The following is a 17,588-nucleotide window of genomic DNA, read 5'->3' on the forward strand; positions in this document are numbered from 1 at the left end:
ATTATCTGAATTTCGTTTTAAAACGCGTTGAATTGCCATACACACTGGCCTCAAAGACTCGCCTAAGTCGTTATCTCGGCCCAGCAAACGATTCCGTTAGACTTGGTCACCCTCTACCCAAAAGCTCACTAGCTCAAAATAGCGTTCAGGCAACATCGCCAAACTCTCGATTTCCCGATGCACCAATGTCTCATACTACTTCATAGCAGAAAACCAAATTCTTACTGTAAAATGCTACAATCAACATAAACGCTTTGGGGGGCATAAACGATGCAGGGAAGTCCGCAGTCACTGGTCAAACAGGTCTTGTACAGTTCCAACAGTTACATTATTCCAATCTATCAGCGTCGGTACAGCTGGGGGCAAACGCAGATCAAACGGCTGATCAGCGATCTTTTGACAGCGCATGAGAAGCAGATGGAGAACTATTTTCTCGGCAGTATGATTCTCGATACGACGTACGGTCTCAATCAGTCTGCTGTGATCGATGGTCAGCAGCGACTCACCACGATGTCGCTGTTCATGATTGCCATCCGTGATCTGTGTCCTGGCGATGACCAGGCATTGATGCGCGAGATGATCAGTGACCAATACCTCATCAACAAGTACGACAAGGATTCCGTTGCGAAAAATCGGCTCAAGCCGGTACCTGGGGATGATATTCCATATGTGGATGTCTTGACCAACGGCGACGAGGCGAAACCTTCTCTGTTCAAAGAGAACTACGAACTTCTCAAACGGTTGATCACGGATAGCCCACTGTCCCCTTCCGAGTGGCTGGAACTCGTCACGAATCACGTTCAAGTCATGACGATCATCGTTCAGCAAGGCGATGACGCGCAGATGATTTTTGAGAGCCTCAACTCGACTGGCCTGGATCTGACGGAATCTGATAAGATCAGGAATTATCTGTTGATGAGCCTGCCCAAGGAACAACAGCTTCAGGCGTTTACTTATTGGCAAGAGATCGAGGCGCTGATTGGGACGGAAAATCTCTCCCATTTTTATCGCGACTACCTGACTTCACTGGAAAAGAGTTCCAAACCGACCAAGGCGGATCAAGTTTATAACGACTATCGCCGGGAGATCGGTGAAGGCCGAGGATTTGACCGGATCGATCAACTGAAGCAAGAAACCGCTGTGGCCAATCTTTACGCGCGGTTCACGCAGCCTGAAGAGGATAATATTGATGATCCAATCACATTCAACCTGCTGAAGCGGCTCGGTCATCTGCATATCGATGTCATTAATCCCTTCCTGATTCAGGTCTTCAGCCAAGCACACGCGGGCGAGATCAATGCTGATGCTCTCAATAACGTCCTTCGCATTTTGCTCGCTTACTTGGCACGGCGCTTGACGGTCGGGACGCCTACGACTGGCTTGAATGGCCTTTTTGCAACAATGAATCGCACCGTACTTCGTTACTCGCACAAGGTGGGTCTCGAATATGACGTGGCTTTCGCCTATGTGCTGATGAAGAAGGTCCAACCCAACAAAGTTTTCCCATCAGACCAGGACGTTCAAGCGGCCCTGCAAACAAAAGACTTCTATCACATTTATTCGAATTCGTTTTGGTTCATCATTGATGAGCTAAATAACGTGCACGGCGAGCATCAGAATCTTTTTGAACGCGCGGCCCAAAGTAAATATTCCATTGAGCACATCATGCCGCGGAACCTGTCAAACGACTGGAAAAACTCGCTCGGCTCAGATTGGAAAAACATCCATGCTACTTGGATCAACCGGTTAGCAAATTTGACGCTTACGGGTTTCAACGTGCAGATGAGTAATCGCGCGTTTCTCGTCAAGCGGGATATGTCGGATGGTTATCATGATTCAGCGCTGAAGCTCAATCAGTGGCTCACTCAATGGGACCGCTGGGATGAGCGATCCTTACAGGCGCGCGAAGATGATCTGTTCGCCCGGGCATTGAAAGCATGGCCAATGCCGACTCTTCCCGAGATCGACGACCCTGATGTACAAGAGGATTGGCAGACGCTGACTACTGGCGAGGACTATACGGGCTGGAAAATCAATGCGTATCGTCTGAATGAGGATGCAATCACCGAAGTCGGCAATTGGAAGGATATGTATGAGGCGCTCGTCTCTCAATTGTGGGCTGAGAATCCTAGTTCGTTCTACCAGGCGGCGCTTGATGGCAATAATCTGGTCGTGGACACAAGCAAAAAGACACTCTCAAATGAGCTTCGCTGGCTTCAGTTGCCAAATTCAACACTCGCCGTGAATTCTGGTTGGGTGAATAACTCCCTCCGCCTGAAGCAGATCGAGAACGTTTTGACTATTAGCGATCACGATCTCAGTGAGATCGAAATTCGCGTGACGAAAAAAGTCCAAAATACTGAAGACACTGGAATCGATGAGGACGATGGCCAAGAAAACGACGGCCTACAAGAATAACCAATATTCACAACGAAGAGCTCTCCCACAAAAATCTGGGAGAGCTCTTCGTTTTTGGGTTATCGTTTCCTACCCCTTACTCATCAAAGAACGCGATGGTATCATACTGGATCGACAGTTCATCCAGCGCATCCTCAAATGCCAGGGAATTCCCATGCGCCTTGTAATTGCTAAGGAAGAAAGCCTTCACATCCTGATCAGGCAATGACGCGACGAAGCGCTGCCAGTCTTCCGGGGTGAGCGAGACGTGGAAGTCGTCCGCGTACTCGAAGTCGAGCGTCACCATTTCCTTGCCGTGGTCCTTGCTGAAGCCTTGAGACCGGTAGACCAACGTTGGGACCAGTTCCTCTTTTTCCAATGTCATCGCTGCGCTTCCCTTCTGTGTATCAAATTATCGATAACTAAATTATACTTTCTCGAAATAAATGTCACAAGAGACACCTAGCCCTGCGCTGAAGCCTCGCCTTGCGACAAAAATCCCAGCCCCTCGCCTGCCGAGTTGTCTGCGACGTCTTTTTGCTAAAACGGGTGTATCATCCTAAGCAAACAGAGCGAGGAGGCTTAAAAATGTTGGAGTTTGATTGGCAACAATTCGAGACGCGCGAATATTCGCGTCGGCAAGAAACAAGTTTCGTGACCCTGACGACCCGCGGTTATTTGACGGTGGAAGGCGAGGCCCCGCTGCGCACGCATGATCCGGCGTTTCTGACGCAGGCGCTGCTGCTGGAGACGATCGCCGCGCGCATCAGCGAAGGCCCCGACGCCGGCATCCCGATCTCGGGGTTTCGCAGCTACCGGCCGTATCCGGTGCAGGCGGTCTGGTCGGGCGGCCCGACGATCGCCAGCCGCCAGCACTTTCAGTTGTGGCTCAAGCAGCCGCTGTTTGTGACAAAAAAGGCAGTCGGCGCGGCCATCACGGCGCTTGAAATGGGACCGGAGGCGAAACCGATTCAATTCAAGCAGCTAGAGGAAGGCACCGAGATCCAGATCTCCAGTCCAGAAACGCTCACGGACGCCAGCCCCGCTTGGCAGACGCTCACGGCGGCGGTTCAGGCGAAAAATCTGGACCTGCGCCTGCCCAATACGCATCGCGAGGTCTATCTGGATGGCGTCCGCAAAGAAAATGTGCTGGTGCGGCTGGCCATCGAGTCGGTGCCGGGGCCGATCGATGCGCGGATGATCACGGTGAACTGAAAACGGTCGGCGCGCCTATATAAAAATCGCAATTTCCACGGGTTGGGAATTGCGTTTTTTGTTTACTGCGATCCGCAAATTAAATAGCCAGCCACCAAACTTTTTTCCCTGCGTCGTCCCTCGTGCCATATTATGTCGCGCCGCTATGTTATTCTTGCGACATCAATTGTTGGCACCATAGAAAGGAAGTTAAAAAATGGGTTATCAACGCGACCAAAATTATGCGAATCGAAATGTCAGTCAGGGCAAAGGCTTCAAATGTCCGGTGTGCGGGTCGTTTGTCCGGGCCGGCTATGATTACTGCCCAAATTGCGGTGAAGTGATCACCGGCTCAAGCACGAGCGGCGGACTGAGCGACGATGAAGTCGAATATATTTACTCTGTGTCGGACTGGAAAATCGGCGAAATGATCATGCTCTTTTGGGCCCTTGTTGCGTCGGCGGCTGGCCTTTGGTGCAGCACCAATCTCCCGTTTCTGGCATTTTTCGGGTTTATTATTTTGTTCATCACACTGATCTTCGGCGCAGCCATGTTGCGCAACCGGATTCGAGATCATGCCGACACGTATCGCGGCTGGTTCTCGCGCTGGTTCCGCTATGTGACCCCGAGCCTGATCATCATTTTATCGATCAAGGCGATGATCAATTTTGCCATCAACAACCACTAAAAAAGGCGGCCGCGTGCCGCCTTTTTTAGTCCCGTTCATACTGCGCAACGGCCTGCCGCAGCTGATCTTTGAGCTGCGCGACCAGCGATGGCGGCGAGATCAGCTGCACCTGCGCGCCTTCGCTGAGCAGCCACATCAACGCGCCCGCCGCGTATGCCCGCGCCTCGATCACCACCCCGCCGCGTTCGCACGGTCGAATGATTTTCGACTCCGGAAAGCGGTCCAGCGCGGTCTGCGGGTAGATCCAGCACTTGAATTGCAGGGTGGTCAGCTCGCCTTTGCGCTGCAGGTACGTATTTTTCCGGTAGTCTTGCAGGGAAAATCGGTTGGCGGGGTCCGGCATCGCGGCGGACGCAATATCACCGATCGCGAGGATGCGGTCGACGCGATACGTCCAGTAGCCGTGATGTTCGCGGCTTTGCATCGCCACATAAAAATAGTAGTTATCAAAAAATAAACTTTCGGGACGGCCGTGCTGAATAGTCTGCGGCCCGCCATCACTGCCCGTGTAACTGAAGGCGATCTCCTGGTGGCGCAAGATCAATGGGGCCAGTTCCAGCAATCGCGGCAACAGCGCCTTTGCATTGGGCAGCGGCACGTAACTGGCCTTGGCCATCTGAAGATAATCGTGGCCGAGTTCTCGATGGCGCGGCGACAGCTGATCCTCCAGCATCGCAAGCGTCGCCATCATCTCATCTTTGGGCAGGCCGCGGCTCGCGAGCAAAATGTGGGCGCACGCGATCACCGCCGAAAATGTCTCGGTGGAGGAGTTTTTATTCAGCGTGACGACCTCGCCATCTCGCTCGAGCGTCGCGGGGAAATCATATTCCAGCAACGTATTTTTGATAACGGCGAGGTCGCGCTGAAAGGTGCGCCTCGCCGCTTCTTTGTGATAGCGGCGACACCAGTCTTCGTAAGTCAGCGCGTCGCCTTGCATTAGGCGAACCAACATGTCAACGGTGCGTTCCGGACTACTTTGGCGCATCAAAACGCCTCCCATCATTTTCCCTAGTATGACGGAAATGATGAGAGGCGGCAAGTTATAATAACATTTTCAAATTAATTTTTCGTGCTCAATATCGGTCGCGCCACCAAATATAGACGACCCCTGCGAGAAGTGCTAGGACGATGTAGCCGATCCACTTGCCGAAATCCAAGGCGCCAAGCAGTGCGGAGCCGTGCATCATGCTGAAGAACAGCCAGATGTACATCGCGGCCCAAAAGACCGGCAAGGCGACGACGAGAAACACTAAAAATAGGTGCTCGGTCTCGCCAAACCACCACAGTGACCCCACGATCACCCCGATTGCCAAGATCAGCATCAACACGGCCTTCACACCAAAGACAAGCGTCATTCCAAACATAACCGCCCCTTCTTTCTTATTGGAGCAGTGTAGCATATCACCGCGACATAATATGACGGTTACGCGAAGGCAGGCGAAAAATCTTGGGCACGGAAAGCCGCAACCGCGTGACGCTTGGTCTAGGCGACAGTCACCCGTCAATTACTGAACATGTGTCTGCCATTGTCCCTCGGCACAAAAATAAACATCTGTCTTTCAATCGACAGATGTTTATTTAACACCAGACGTTCATTTCGGCCATCGCTCAATAATCAAAGTCATTCAAGGACCGATACAGCCCCGCTGGCACCGAATGCGCGAGCTTCAGCTTGAAGTTGACGAGCTTGGTCGCTTTCCCATCCGAGTTATGCTTGACCTCGTTCGTGGCGTCGATCACCTTCGCCGGGCCGAGATAATAGAAGTCGGTACCTTCACCCTTGTCATGGTCGGATTTCTTGACGAACAACTGGATCATGCCGAAGTCGCGTTCCCCGATCAACACGCTTTCCACGGCGCTGGTCGTGGTGCGCCCGCTTTTGGAATACCAGCGCATGGTACTGCGATCGATAAATTGGTCGTCATAAGCCATTTTATTTTGAAACTTCTCCGTTTTTTCTAGCGCGATAAACACGGGCACAAACCGGTGGTCGCGGCGCATCATGTAGCCGCCGACATTTTGCCCGTTTTTCTCCTGGTCCCAGTTCAGCAGGCGAATCACGTCGCTGCGATAATATTTCTCGCCCGGCGAGAAGCGCTCCGCCAGGTCGAGCACACCATTTTGCAGCTCATACTGGTTGACCGCGATCGCATCGGCAGCGTATTGGCGAAAATTCGGGTCAGCCAGCGCGGCGGCAAAGGCCGGCGCCAGGGTCCACTCACCATCGCGAATGACCACCAGCGGCTCAGTCCCATAGCGCTGTACACTGCTTTTCAGCTGAAAATACTGCCCGGTCAGCCCGCGCGCCACCGACGCCACGGTCTCCGCATCGCAAAACCAGTTTCGTGCCTGCATCGCCGCCAGAATGCCGGCGTCGGTCACCTCGTTGCCGGCCAGCAGCTGCCCCAGCACCCAAGAGTCTACCGGGCGCTTGGCCACGGCGATCTCCCGGGAAAGAAAGATCAGAAATTGATATTGCTGTTTTGATAAGGGCACCGGCGGATCATCCGGCGTCACTTTCGCCCGTAGATCATAAACCGTTTTATGCGCGCGAATAATATCTTCGACTGCCACATTCCCGAACTTCGCAAAATCCAGCAGAAGCGGCGGCCGCCCCACCTTCGCTTGGAGGCTCTGATACGCCTGCTTGAATCGCAACGCGCTGCGCATATTCGCGCGGTTGACCGCCTGCAAAATATTTTTGCGCGCGACTTCCTCAAACCTGATCGTGGAGACACCGGAGATCGTCGGCGAGATCACTTTGCGACGAAGGGTATCCTTGCTGCTGCTTTGCTTGCGCTCAAACGCCAGCGGGATCAAATAATTTTCTTTGTAATTGCCGATAAAGTCCAACACCGTCAAAAATTCCTTACCCGCCGCGCGTCGAAGCCCGCGGCCGAGTTGTTGCAGGAAGATGATGCTGGACTGGGTCGGACGCATCATGACCACTTGGTTTAAGGATGGAATATCAATGCCTTCGTTAAAAACATCGACGGTCACGATATACTGAATCTCACTATTTTCCAGGCGGCGGACGGCTTCTTCGCGAGTCGCAACGGAATCGCTGCCACTGACAAATTCGGCGCCAATGCCCCGGGCCGTCAGTTTCTTCGCCAGTTGCGCGCCTTCCTCCAGACGGCTGACGAAGATCAATCCGTGCACGCCACCCTCGCGCGGTCCGTAATAAAAAGTCTTTGATATCAGATAATCGACGCGCTCATCGGAGACCAGGTCCTTGAGCTGCGTGGTGTCGCTAATAATTTGACCGTCTAGCTGAAAATCGGGCACACCAATATAGTGGAACGGCACCAGCATCTGATCGTCGAGCGCATCGAGCAGCGAGATCTCATAAGCCAGGTTATAATCGAAAAATTCATAGACATTGCGCCCATCCATCCGATCTGGTGTCGCGGTCATGCCCAGCATAAAAGCGGGCTGATAATCACGTAACAGGCGCTGGTACATGGTCTCTTTTTCGCCAGCCGCATTTTCGCTGACGCGGTGGGCCTCGTCGATCAAAATATAATCGAAGGCGTCCGGGCCTAATTGCGCATAAATCTCAGGTTTGATGATCATATTGATGGTCGCAAATAAGTACTTCGCCGAGGTGTCGCGCGACGACCCGCTGAGAATTCCGTAATCACTGTCCGGCCCGCCCAAGACCGCCTTGAAACTTTCCAGTGACTTGCGCAGAATCTGTTCGCGGTGGACCACGTACAGCAATTTACGCGGCTGGACCCGCTGCACATCAAGCGCCGCGAGAATTGTTTTGCCTGTCCCGGTCGCCGCCACGATCAGGGCTTTGCGGGCGTGTTCCTGCTCGCGCAATTCCTGAATCGCGGCGAGCGCATCCAGCTGCATGCGATTTGGCTTGATCACCGCATAGTCGACCGGACTTTCGGCCACAGTCGCAGGCGTCGCGCTCGGCTGCGGCTGCCAGGTGCTGGTGTATTGCGCGATCCACGCGGGAGTCAGCGGCACCGCCTTTTGCCACAGGGTCGCCAGCTGGTGGGACACGTTTTTCACCACGTCGCCGCGGGCCGTCGATGTGACGCGCAGGTTCCATTCGAAATTCACCTTCAACGCATTTTGTGTCAGGTTGGCGCTGCCGATAATCACGCTTTGAAAATCGCGGTGCTGGAAATAATAGGCCTTGGTGTGAAAACCTTCCGCCTCAACGATGCGCACATCGAGATTGGGAATGTGCAGCAGGTCGGCGAACACCCGCGGATCGTTGAAGCCCAGATACGTCGAGGTGATCAGGCGGCCGCGAATGCCGTGCGCGGCGAGGTCCGCCAGCACGGGCTTCAGGTCCAGCAAGCCGCCGAGCGTCACAAACGCCACGGCGATCGTGAACGTCTGACTTTCGCGCAGCTCATCTTCCAGCGCGCTGAGCACGTTTTCGTCCTTCTGATTGGTCACCAGCATCGGCTGATAAACCTCCAGTGCCTCGGTCTGGTCATCGATGAAGCCAAAATCGGCGGCGCGGCGCAGTTCTTCTTCAGTATTCATTGAGGCAACCCATCTTTCGATAATTGCGGGAGGACGGGGCGATCGGTCGGCGCCCAGGTCAAGGCGCGTGCCTGATTCGCGGTGAGCCAGCGCAGCTCGTCGTGGGCAACGGTTTTGGTGATCGGCGTTTCGAATTGCGCATAAAAACAATCCAGCACGACTTCGCCAAACTCATATTCTTGATCGCCCGCCTGTTCAAAGCGGCCCAAGATCGTGGCGTCGGCGCCAAATTCTTCCTCCAGTTCGCGGCGCAGGGCCGATTGCGGCGTCTCGCCGGGCTCGATCTTGCCACCGGGAAATTCCCAGTAGCCGCCCAGATGCCGCCCGGCCGCCCGTTTACCAGCAAATAATTTGCCGTCCATAATTATAATTGCACCCACAACTTTGATGATCGCCATATTTACCGCCTCCAGTAGCTACTTGTTGATCATACCGTAACCCCCAGGCGGAATGGAAGATCTGGCAGGCGGGAAAATGCGGTGCGGCAGGCCATCATGGGGAAAATAGGTCCCCGGGCACATTCAGAATAAAGACGAGGCGACGATTCAAAGTGCCAGTCTTTGCACGACACAGAAACGTCGAACGCCTTGTCCCTCAAGGCCTACAGCGATTTCCCAGGCGAAAAACAAACGCGTTTCTTCTATTACATAGCACACCTTTGGACCACCACGCCCGGCCGCCGCGCGAGGCGTCTGCACTGCATTGCTCGTGACAATATGGTACACTTCCTACTGGACAAATTTCGCAGGGCCGTGGCCTGCTGCACAAGCAAAGGGCCGAGGCGGCGCCGGCGAAATTAGCGCGTCACTATTTTTCCCAAAGCCTGAAAAATACAAGGAGGATCATAATGAATATTGATGAGTTAGCCGCGTCTACGCCGATCGTTGCGGATCTGGCGGCTGGGCGCGAGGTCGTGTGGGCCAATCCGGATTATGGCAAGGCGGCGACGCTTCGGCAAACGCGCGCGGATCTGTTCGATGCGGCAGCGCGGCTGGATCGCTTCGCGCCGTATTTCGTGCACGCGTTTCCGGAAACGGCGGTGAGCGGCGGGATTCTGGAGTCGCCGGTGTTGCCGCTGCCCGCGATGAAGGCGGCGATCACGGCGCGCGAGCATTACGACTTGCCGGGCGCGCTGTATCTGAAGGCGGACAATCAACTGCCGATCAGTGGGTCGATCAAGAGTCGCGGGGGGATCTACCAGGTGTTGAAAATTGCGGAGCAGCTGGCCGTTGATGCGGGCCTGATCACTTATATGGATGATTATGCAGCGTTTGATACCCCGGCGTTCCACGATCTGTTCAGCCATTACGGCATTTCCGTGGCGTCGACCGGCAATCTCGGGCTGTCGATCGGCATCGTCGCAGCCAAACTCGGCTTCAAGGCGACGGTCCACATGTCGCACGACGCGAAGCAATGGAAAAAGGACCTCCTGCGTGAAAAAGGCGCCACGGTGGTCGAGCACGACACCGATTTTTCCTCGGCGATCACGGCGGGCCGACTTGCGGCTGATCAGGACCCCACCGTCTTTTTCATCGACGACGAAGGGAGCGTTGACCTGTACCTCGGCTACGCGGTCGCGGGCATTCGCCTGCAAAAGCAGCTGCGGGACGCCGGCATTCCGGTCGACGCCACGCATCCGCTGTTCGTGTACCTGCCGGCTGGCGTGGGTGGCTCCCCAAGCGGCGTCACGTTCGGGCTGAAAATGATTTTCGGCGACGCGGTCCACGCGATCTTCGCCGAGCCGACCCACGTCCCATCCGTCGTGCTGGGCATGGCGACGACGCTCAACGAGCAGATCTCGGTCTACGACATCGGGCTGGACGGCCTGACGGAAGCGGATGGACTGGCGGTCGGTCGCCCGAGCCGCCTCGCCGGCCATGAAATGCGCACCCTGCTGGACGCCATCACGACGTTCAAAGACGACCGCGTGATGGCGTACACCGCGGAGCTCATGGACACCGAGCACATCCGCGTCGAGCCAAGCGCGACGGCCGGGTTCGCCGCCCTCCACGACGCCCAGCCGCTCCTTGCCAGCAAGTACCCCATGGCCAACGCGACCCACCTCGTTTGGGCGACCGGCGGCATGCTGGTGCCAGATGACGAATATGAGCGCGATTATACAATTGGCGAAGCGTTACTGAAAAACAAGTGAGCGCAATTTAGCCGCAGATTCCACGAGCGTTTTTGTTTGTGAGATAAAAATAGTTCGCAGGGGAATTTTTCTCCTGCGAACTTTTTTTACAACCTATCTGCCTGTTAATATTGCGCGGGCCACCACGCCGCATGAGTCAACTCGGACGCCGCGGCTGCCGCAACCCATTTGGCGCCGAGCCACCATACGCGCGATTCACATAAACGCGCGACTGCGCCCACACCGCATCGGCCGCACGCAGCGGCGTTTGATCATACCGCGTGTCATCGCACGCATCCACCAACAGCACCAACGCCAGCCGCACCAATTGCGCGGTTTCATTTTCGTGCATAAACCCCTGCTTGGCCTTCAGCTGCGCGGCGATCTGTTGGTACTGCTTCACCAACCCAGCATGAAACGCCGCCAGATCGGCCGCGGGCATATCTTTTTCCGTCAGGTTCCGCGCCAGCGATAAGCTCTTGAGTAGCGGCAACTGCCGGGTGACCTGGTCCGCGAAAAATTTCTGGAGCACCTGGTTATTCGTGGCACCCAACGCATTCACCAGCGTCGGTCCGAATGCCTCAAGATCCCGCAGGACTAGGGCCGTGACCAGGTTGGCCTTGGTTGGGAAACTACGGAAGATCATTGTTTTGCCAATATTCAGATGCGTGGCCAGAGCGCTAATATTTATATCGCGATAATCTTGGAGCCGCATCTCTGTTTCAAACTCATCTAGGATCATTTTTCGCCGGGTGGCCGTGCCCATGCTCGCCCAATTCGAAGCGTGCTTCTTTGCGTTATCCATCAATGATTCCCCCTTTACCCTCATTGACAGTCACTTTTCTTTGCGGTCAATTTACACCCAAACAATTTGGAAAGCAATAAATATGCTCAGCCTCTGAGTCCACTATGCTTGAATACAACAACGTTCAACGCGCAATTCATGGACTCCCAGTCCGCCAGTTTTGTGCTTTGAGGGAAAAACTTCGAAATCAGCGGACCCGGAGTCCACTGATTTATGCGACTACACACTTCCACGCGCAATCCATGGACTCTCGGTCCGCGAATTTGCCTGTTTGGGGCTCGAAACTTTGTAATTGGCGGACCCGGAGTCCGAGATTTGGTCCGCGCCACAGTTCAATAATCAAATTCATGGACTCCCGGTCCACAAGTTGTGTGCTCTGACGCCCAAATTTCGAGATTCGCAGACCCTGAGTCCACAGATATAAGCTGTTCCACGTTTCAACGCTCAATCCACGGACTCCCGGTCCACGAATTGCCCGCATGCACCTCGACGCTTCGAAATCGGCGGACCAGGAGTCTGCGGATTTATGCAACGTCACATTACATCAATCAAGTCTATGGACTCCCGGTCCGCGAATTGTATGCTTTGATGCCAAATTTTCAAGATCCGCAGACCCTGAGTCCGCAGATATAAGCTATTCCACGTTTCAACGCTCAATCCACGGACTCCCGGTCCACGAGTTGCCAGCATGGGGCTCGAAACTTTGTAATTGGCGGAACCGGAGTCCGAGATTTGGTCCGCGCTACAGTTCAACAATCAAATTCATGGACTCCCGGTCCGCGAGTTTCGCACTAGGACCTCGAAACTTAAAAATCCATGGACTCCGAGTCCGCCAATGAATTCTGTGCCAAGGCTCAAAGATTGAGTCTATGGACTGCCAGTCCGCGAATTGCGTGCTTTGACGACGAATCTTCGAGATCCGCAGACCCTGAGTCCGCAGATATGTGCCGTTCAACGTTTCAACGGTCAATCCACGGACTCCCGGTCCACAACTTGCTAGCTCGCACCTCGTATATTTGGAATCGATGGACTCCTGGTCCTCGAATTGTATGCTTGGACGCCAAATTTTCAAGATCCGCAGACCCTGAGTCCGCAGATTTAAGCCGTTCCACGTTTCAGTGCTCAATCCACGAACTCCCAGTCCGCGAGTTGCGCGCTGTGACCTCGAAACCTTGAGATCCATGGAACGGGAGTCCACGGATCTAAGCCACGCCGCAGTTCAACGCTGAAAACTATGGACCACCAGTCCGCGAATTATGCCTGTTGACGTCAAAACCTCGACATCGACGGACCCCGAGTCCGGAGAAAGGGGCAGCCCTAACTCAATAGAAAAAGGCCCAAGCCATCTACACGACCCGAGCCTCACTGATCAGCTCAAGAAATACTGATCCGTTTCACTTATTTGGTGCCTAATCATCTTCTCAGAAACCCCCGCGGCTCTGGCCAAATCAATGGAGGCGTCAAATCGTAGCTGGATGTTCCGCTCAAGATCAAAGGCAGAATCCTGCAAGCGGCCAAGTGAAGCGAATTGCGTCCTCAGCGTGGCAAGTGAAACTTGCGCGTCGGCAGACATTCCTGCGATTGCGGCATCAACGCGTTGTTTCATTTGTTCCACCAGTGCATTTTCCCTATCTGCGAAAATGCCTTCGCCCATTTGCATCACAGACGAGGCAGCAATCGAGCCAATCAGCGCGCCCAGCACTGGCACAGGGATGAGCGTTTGCCCAAGCACCGCACCCACCGCTACGCCGGTCGCCTCGATCGCGTTGAGCAGAACCAGATCGGAAAACTCGTCAGCATCGATGGTTCCCTGCCTGAGCTGGAGTGTTGCGCTTGCCAGCCCAAATGTGCCAGACACGACAGCACCAGCGCTTGGCGCAGCAAGTTTCGTGACGTTGGTGAGGCCATAGATCGATGCCCCAGAGATGCCGCCTTTGAGCGATTCGGTTCCTGTTTTTACACCGGCCGCAGCCCAATCATCCGCCTCGAATTGCCAAACTTCCTTGCCATTGCGGTGCTTCTGATAGATAAAGCCAGCGAGGCCGAGGCCCCCTTGAAGCGCGGCCCCGACACCCGCGGATTTGGCGCCTTCCGCCATGCTCGGTCGGGCGGTCTGCTGCGCGGTGGCACGCGCCTTTTTGGCATCGTTGCGGACCGCCTTTTTCCCGGCAGTCGCGGTGTCGTGCAGACTTGCGGATTCATTTTGCAGGGTCCCATCGACCGTTTTGACCTGCACACCGGCGTAATCGTCTACAGACGGGCGCAACCACTGCTTATATGGTAGGCCGCGGATCTCACTTTCGCGGGTGACGGTGCTGCGAATCTCTGTGATCGTCGAAAGCCGCAGGGAGTTATCGCCCAGCTCGACATTCTTTTCACCGGTCATGATGGCTTCGATCGCGGAAAAATGGTCCCGCGGAATCATCATCTGGAGGTCTGGATAGTTTCGAGCCTGGGAAATTTCACGGCTAAGGTCTTGGTAAAATTTCATTTGCACGCCACGCCCGCCAATCATCAGGTCCGCGTAGCCGTTATTGTTCAGCCAAGCTGTCCCTGGGTCAAGGTCCGCTATAAGATCACGGGCGTTGCGAATGCCGACTTCGGCGCGTTCGGCGATGAATCCGTGAACGCCTTTTAGCCCGCCGCGATGGCTGGAAATAAGGCCTGCGATGTCCGTTTGAGTCGCACCCATTTCCGTCAGTGCGGCTTTTTCCTGGGCGGCCCACTGACTCAGGTCATGAGATTCATTTTCTAAAATGGCGGTCAGCGATTTTTGCAGCTCGCTGAGGCGCAGGTAATTCAAGAAGCCGACATAAGAGGCCACGCCCTGGGATGCATCATGCGCAAGCGGCGATTGTTTAGTCTTCTTCATGGAGGGCCACCTCCTTGTTGACGAGTTGCGCAAGTGTCAAGGTCGCGTTGACGAGCAGGCCGGCCTGTGCCTTTTCGTCAAGCGAAAATGCGGTGTAGTCGGTGCCGGTCACCGCCTTGTTCGCCTCACGAACTGCGGTGCGCTGGCGCTCGGTCGCCACATTCAGGTAGGTGACCTCTTCAATCAGGCGGGCGATATTGACGCTAGCCTTTTCCAGGTCGAGGCGTTGGGCGACCAACTTGCCCGCTTCACTTTTATTTTTCCGAGCGGTTAAAACGCCGGTGACGACGCTGGCCGTCCCAGCGATGCCCGCGACTGTCCAGCCGACTGGACCGGCGAGCGCTAAGAGCGCGGTACCGCCTACCATGCCACCGCCGCCAGCGGCAACGGTGCCCATGCCAAGCCAGGCCAGGGCGGCACTGTTTGCTGCCGCCCCGGACAGGGAAGCAATCGCGGTGCCGGTTGAGGCCACGCCAAAGGTCGTCGCGATGCCCATGGCCGCAGTTGGCCCCATCGTCGCGACCGCCACGCCCAGCGCAGCGAGGGTCGTGCCGGTCGCCGCAGCCCCGGCACCGAGCGTCGTTTGATGGCCTGCGCGTTTTACTGTTTCTTCTTTCAAATCAAATGCCTCGATCTCGAGCGTGATCTGGTGTTGGGTCACCTGAAAGTCTTTTGGGGTCTTTGCCAATTTGGAGACATGCGCTTGGACTTTTTTGATCAGCGCGATGCTGGTGATGCGAAGTTGGTAGAGGGCCTTGACTTGATCTGCGAGAATGTTGCCTTGCTCCTGGTAGTGTTCATCTGCCAGCTTCAGATCTTCATTGGCCTGATTGAAAAGCTTCCTATTAAACATGTTGGGTCCTCCCTGATCGAGTCGTCTTAATTTAAATTTACCGCGTTGCGCATCAGATAGAAAGTATCACGCCTGTTATAACGCGCGGACTGTCTCAACAGAAAAACGCCCTCAGACTCCTGCGTCAAATCGACCGCAAAAGTCTGAGGGCATCCCCCTTGTTGCTATTTCCTACCGCCGCGGCCCGGATCCCCACGATCACGGGCAACGACGCCTTGATGAATCCCCCACTGACTCATTTTCCCCAAAAGCTTGGACGCCCCAACGCCTTACTTCACTTTGGCCCCCACGTAGTTGTACATGTTATTTGCGCCGTAATTCAGGCCGCTGACTTTGGCGTTGACGAGGTGGGACTGGACTTGCTGGTACAGCGGGATGACGCCGGCGTCCTGGTTGAGGATCGTCTGGGCGGTCAGGAGGTCCTGGTACCGTTTGGTGGCGTTGTTGGCGTCGGTGGTCTCGCTGAGTTTGACGGCTTTGTCGTAGGCGGCGTTGCTCCAGCTGCCGTTGTTGCCGTCCGCGCCGGTGGTGAAGAGGTTCAGGTAATTGATCGGGTCCGGGAAGTCGGCGAACCAGCCGGAGACGGTGATGTCGAAGTCGCCGTTTTGACTCTTGGTCAGCGCGGCTTTGTCAGGCACGGACTGGATGGCAACGGTCAGGCCTGGCAGGTTTTGCTCAAGCGCGTTTTGCAGGTACTGGCCGAGGCTCTTGTCGGCGCTGGTGTCGCTGGTGAGCAAGGTGATGCTGAGCTTGCTTTCACCGACTTCTTTCAGCCCCTCGGCAAAAAGTGTTGCGGCTTTCTTCTTATTATAAGTGGTCACCGCTTTGGTGGTTTTGGTCGATTCGGTGGCAAAATCCTCGCTCGGCTTGTCCGGGTTGGCGAACAGGCCAACTGGGGTGACGACGCTGGCGGGCATGGAGCCGTCGTTCAACACTTTTTTGATAAATTGCTGACGATCGATAGCCATGGAGATCGCCTGGCGGATCTTGGTGTTCTTGAAGGCCGGGACCTTCTTTTCATTCAGCTGCAGGTATTGGATGTAGGACACTTTCAGTGGATCGTAATCTTTATTGGTCTTGGCTTGGGCGGCTTGCTGGCCGGACAAAACGGCGTCGTCGAGCTTGCCGGTATTGTAAAGGTTGAGCGCGGTCTGGCTGTCTTTGACCACGCGCGTCTTCAGGGTCTTGATGTGAACATCTTTGGCGTCCCAGTAGTTGGTGTTTTTCACTTCGGTCCAGGAGTCGCCGGTGCCGCTCCAGTCCTTCAAGATGTATGGGCCGTTTGAGAGATACGCGGAAGCGGAATGGCCGTACTTGCTGCCTTGGGCTTCAACGAACTTCTGATTTTGCGGGGCAAAGACGGGGTTGGCCTGCATGGTATTAAAATACGGAATCGCATGCTCGAGCGTGACGACCAGCGTGTAATCATCGGTGGCCTTTACGCCGAGGGTCGAGGGATCCTTCTTGCCAGCCATGATCGCATCCGCATTTTTAATGCCGGAATAAAGATAATTGTATTGAGATTTCGTTGCGGGGTCGACGGTCCGCTGCCAGCCGTAGACAAAATCCTTGGCGGTGACGGCCTCGCCGTTTGCCCACTTGGAATGACGCAGGTGATAGGTATAGGTCAGGCCATTATTGGTCGCGGTCGGCACGCTGGTCGCAACGCCTTCTTTGAGGACGGCGCCATCATATCGAAGCAGGGTCTCGGTGGTGTCGGTCAAAACTTGCCCGGAAACCAGATCCAGCGCAACGCTTGGATCCATGGACTGGATGCCGTCCCCGACCATCGTGGTCCAGGTGCTGGTGGATGTGGTGTCGGCGGCTTTGGCGCTGTTAGAGCCACATGCGGCTAAAAGTGTGCTTGCGGCGAGGACCATGGTGCCGGCGATAATTGCTTTTGTATTTTTCATGAGTGTTGCCCCCTGCTTGTTCTTGTTTATGAGAATGATGATAACCGTTGCACGAATGTTGTGCAAGTATTTATTCACATTTTATTCGGATTATTTTCATGGGTTTGTCGCTGATTGCGCGGTTGTGCGGTTTATACGGATATTTTTAATTTGATCTCGGTTTGGCAGTTCGTGAATATATTCATTTCGTTGTGAATATTTGTGCTTGGCGGCGGGCAACCTG

Annotated in this window: 13 protein-coding genes; 4 read left to right on the plus strand and 9 right to left on the minus strand. The window is 54.9% G+C overall.

The genetic code is table 11. The features are described from left to right. Window positions 1–270: 270 nt before the first annotated feature. Window positions 271–2,418 carry a DUF262 domain-containing protein gene (locus tag JUE67_RS00895; protein WP_203625837.1) on the plus strand — a complete coding sequence of 716 codons (2,148 nt, stop codon included), beginning with the start codon at window positions 271–273 and terminating at the stop codon, window positions 2,416–2,418. A 76-nt stretch (window positions 2,419–2,494) separates the two neighbouring features. On the opposite strand, the gene JUE67_RS00900 is transcribed toward JUE67_RS00895, so the two are convergent. Beyond that, window positions 2,495–2,782, minus strand: coding sequence for a hypothetical protein (locus tag JUE67_RS00900; RefSeq protein WP_203625839.1), 288 nt, complete (start codon window positions 2,780–2,782; stop codon window positions 2,495–2,497). Between the two features lie 203 nt (window positions 2,783–2,985). On the opposite strand from JUE67_RS00900, the gene JUE67_RS00905 reads away from it, so the two are divergent. Together JUE67_RS00905 and JUE67_RS00910 are read left to right on the plus strand one after the other, a co-directional pair. Further along, window positions 2,986–3,612: a hypothetical protein gene (locus JUE67_RS00905; RefSeq protein ID WP_203636925.1), complete on the plus strand. Its 627-nt coding sequence runs from the start codon at window positions 2,986–2,988 to the stop codon at window positions 3,610–3,612. 196 nt (window positions 3,613–3,808) lie between these two features. After that, window positions 3,809–4,279, plus strand: coding sequence for a TFIIB-type zinc ribbon-containing protein (locus JUE67_RS00910; RefSeq protein WP_203625843.1), 471 nt, complete (start codon window positions 3,809–3,811; stop codon window positions 4,277–4,279). Between the two features lie 25 nt (window positions 4,280–4,304). Here JUE67_RS00910 and JUE67_RS00915 read toward each other — a convergent pair whose 3' ends face one another. The 4 genes from JUE67_RS00915 to JUE67_RS00930 form a co-directional block, all read right to left on the minus strand. Next, window positions 4,305–5,264 carry a helix-turn-helix transcriptional regulator gene (locus JUE67_RS00915; RefSeq protein WP_203625845.1) on the minus strand — a complete coding sequence of 320 codons (960 nt, stop codon included), beginning with the start codon at window positions 5,262–5,264 and terminating at the stop codon, window positions 4,305–4,307. An 88-nt stretch (window positions 5,265–5,352) separates the two neighbouring features. Further along, window positions 5,353–5,643 carry a hypothetical protein gene (locus tag JUE67_RS00920; RefSeq protein ID WP_152260873.1) on the minus strand — a complete coding sequence of 97 codons (291 nt, stop codon included), beginning with the start codon at window positions 5,641–5,643 and terminating at the stop codon, window positions 5,353–5,355. A 244-nt stretch (window positions 5,644–5,887) separates the two neighbouring features. Continuing rightward, window positions 5,888–8,791 carry a DEAD/DEAH box helicase gene (locus JUE67_RS00925; protein ID WP_203625847.1) on the minus strand — a complete coding sequence of 968 codons (2,904 nt, stop codon included), beginning with the start codon at window positions 8,789–8,791 and terminating at the stop codon, window positions 5,888–5,890. Next, window positions 8,788–9,189: a (deoxy)nucleoside triphosphate pyrophosphohydrolase gene (locus JUE67_RS00930; RefSeq protein ID WP_203625849.1), complete on the minus strand. Its 402-nt coding sequence runs from the start codon at window positions 9,187–9,189 to the stop codon at window positions 8,788–8,790. The genes JUE67_RS00925 and JUE67_RS00930 overlap by 4 nt, the downstream gene beginning before the upstream one ends. Before the next feature lie 449 nt (window positions 9,190–9,638). Here JUE67_RS00930 and dsdA point away from each other — a divergent pair, with 449 nt between their 5' ends. Next, on the plus strand, window positions 9,639–10,943 hold the full coding sequence (dsdA, locus tag JUE67_RS00935; protein WP_203625850.1) for a D-serine ammonia-lyase: 1,305 nt from the start codon (window positions 9,639–9,641) through the stop codon (window positions 10,941–10,943). 136 nt (window positions 10,944–11,079) lie between these two features. Here dsdA and JUE67_RS00940 read toward each other — a convergent pair whose 3' ends face one another. The 4 genes from JUE67_RS00940 to JUE67_RS00955 form a co-directional block, all read right to left on the minus strand. Then, on the minus strand, window positions 11,080–11,727 hold the full coding sequence (locus JUE67_RS00940; protein WP_203625852.1) for a TetR/AcrR family transcriptional regulator: 648 nt from the start codon (window positions 11,725–11,727) through the stop codon (window positions 11,080–11,082). A 1,369-nt stretch (window positions 11,728–13,096) separates the two neighbouring features. Beyond that, the gene (locus JUE67_RS00945; RefSeq protein ID WP_203625854.1) at window positions 13,097–14,599 is read right to left on the minus strand and encodes a hypothetical protein; all 1,503 of its coding nucleotides are present in this window, start codon (window positions 14,597–14,599) and stop codon (window positions 13,097–13,099) included. After that, window positions 14,586–15,452, minus strand: coding sequence for a hypothetical protein (locus JUE67_RS12645; protein ID WP_225877854.1), 867 nt, complete (start codon window positions 15,450–15,452; stop codon window positions 14,586–14,588). The genes JUE67_RS00945 and JUE67_RS12645 overlap by 14 nt, the downstream gene beginning before the upstream one ends. Window positions 15,453–15,721: 269 nt before the next feature. Further along, on the minus strand, window positions 15,722–17,365 hold the full coding sequence (locus JUE67_RS00955; RefSeq protein ID WP_203625856.1) for a peptide ABC transporter substrate-binding protein: 1,644 nt from the start codon (window positions 17,363–17,365) through the stop codon (window positions 15,722–15,724). Window positions 17,366–17,588 lie beyond the last annotated feature (223 nt).

Origin of the sequence: Lacticaseibacillus mingshuiensis (genome assembly GCF_016861785.1) — a bacterium.
Lineage (GTDB): Bacteria > Bacillota > Bacilli > Lactobacillales > Lactobacillaceae > Lacticaseibacillus > Lacticaseibacillus mingshuiensis.

Excerpts from the sequence above, each read along its gene's own strand:
- JUE67_RS00895 (WP_203625837.1), top strand. The coding sequence starts at position 271 with ATGCAGGGAAGTCCGCAGTCACTGGTCAAACAGGTCTTGTACAGTTCC.
- JUE67_RS00900 (WP_203625839.1), bottom strand. The coding sequence starts at position 2,782 with ATGACATTGGAAAAAGAGGAACTGGTCCCAACGTTGGTCTACCGGTCT.
- JUE67_RS00905 (WP_203636925.1), top strand. The coding sequence starts at position 2,986 with ATGTTGGAGTTTGATTGGCAACAATTCGAGACGCGCGAATATTCGCGT.
- JUE67_RS00910 (WP_203625843.1), top strand. The coding sequence starts at position 3,809 with ATGGGTTATCAACGCGACCAAAATTATGCGAATCGAAATGTCAGTCAG.
- JUE67_RS00915 (WP_203625845.1), bottom strand. The coding sequence starts at position 5,264 with ATGCGCCAAAGTAGTCCGGAACGCACCGTTGACATGTTGGTTCGCCTA.
- JUE67_RS00920 (WP_152260873.1), bottom strand. The coding sequence starts at position 5,643 with ATGTTTGGAATGACGCTTGTCTTTGGTGTGAAGGCCGTGTTGATGCTG.
- JUE67_RS00925 (WP_203625847.1), bottom strand. The coding sequence starts at position 8,791 with ATGAATACTGAAGAAGAACTGCGCCGCGCCGCCGATTTTGGCTTCATC.
- JUE67_RS00930 (WP_203625849.1), bottom strand. The coding sequence starts at position 9,189 with ATGGCGATCATCAAAGTTGTGGGTGCAATTATAATTATGGACGGCAAA.
- dsdA (WP_203625850.1), top strand. The coding sequence starts at position 9,639 with ATGAATATTGATGAGTTAGCCGCGTCTACGCCGATCGTTGCGGATCTG.
- JUE67_RS00940 (WP_203625852.1), bottom strand. The coding sequence starts at position 11,727 with ATGGATAACGCAAAGAAGCACGCTTCGAATTGGGCGAGCATGGGCACG.
- JUE67_RS00945 (WP_203625854.1), bottom strand. The coding sequence starts at position 14,599 with ATGAAGAAGACTAAACAATCGCCGCTTGCGCATGATGCATCCCAGGGC.
- JUE67_RS12645 (WP_225877854.1), bottom strand. The coding sequence starts at position 15,452 with ATGTTTAATAGGAAGCTTTTCAATCAGGCCAATGAAGATCTGAAGCTG.
- JUE67_RS00955 (WP_203625856.1), bottom strand. The coding sequence starts at position 17,365 with ATGAAAAATACAAAAGCAATTATCGCCGGCACCATGGTCCTCGCCGCA.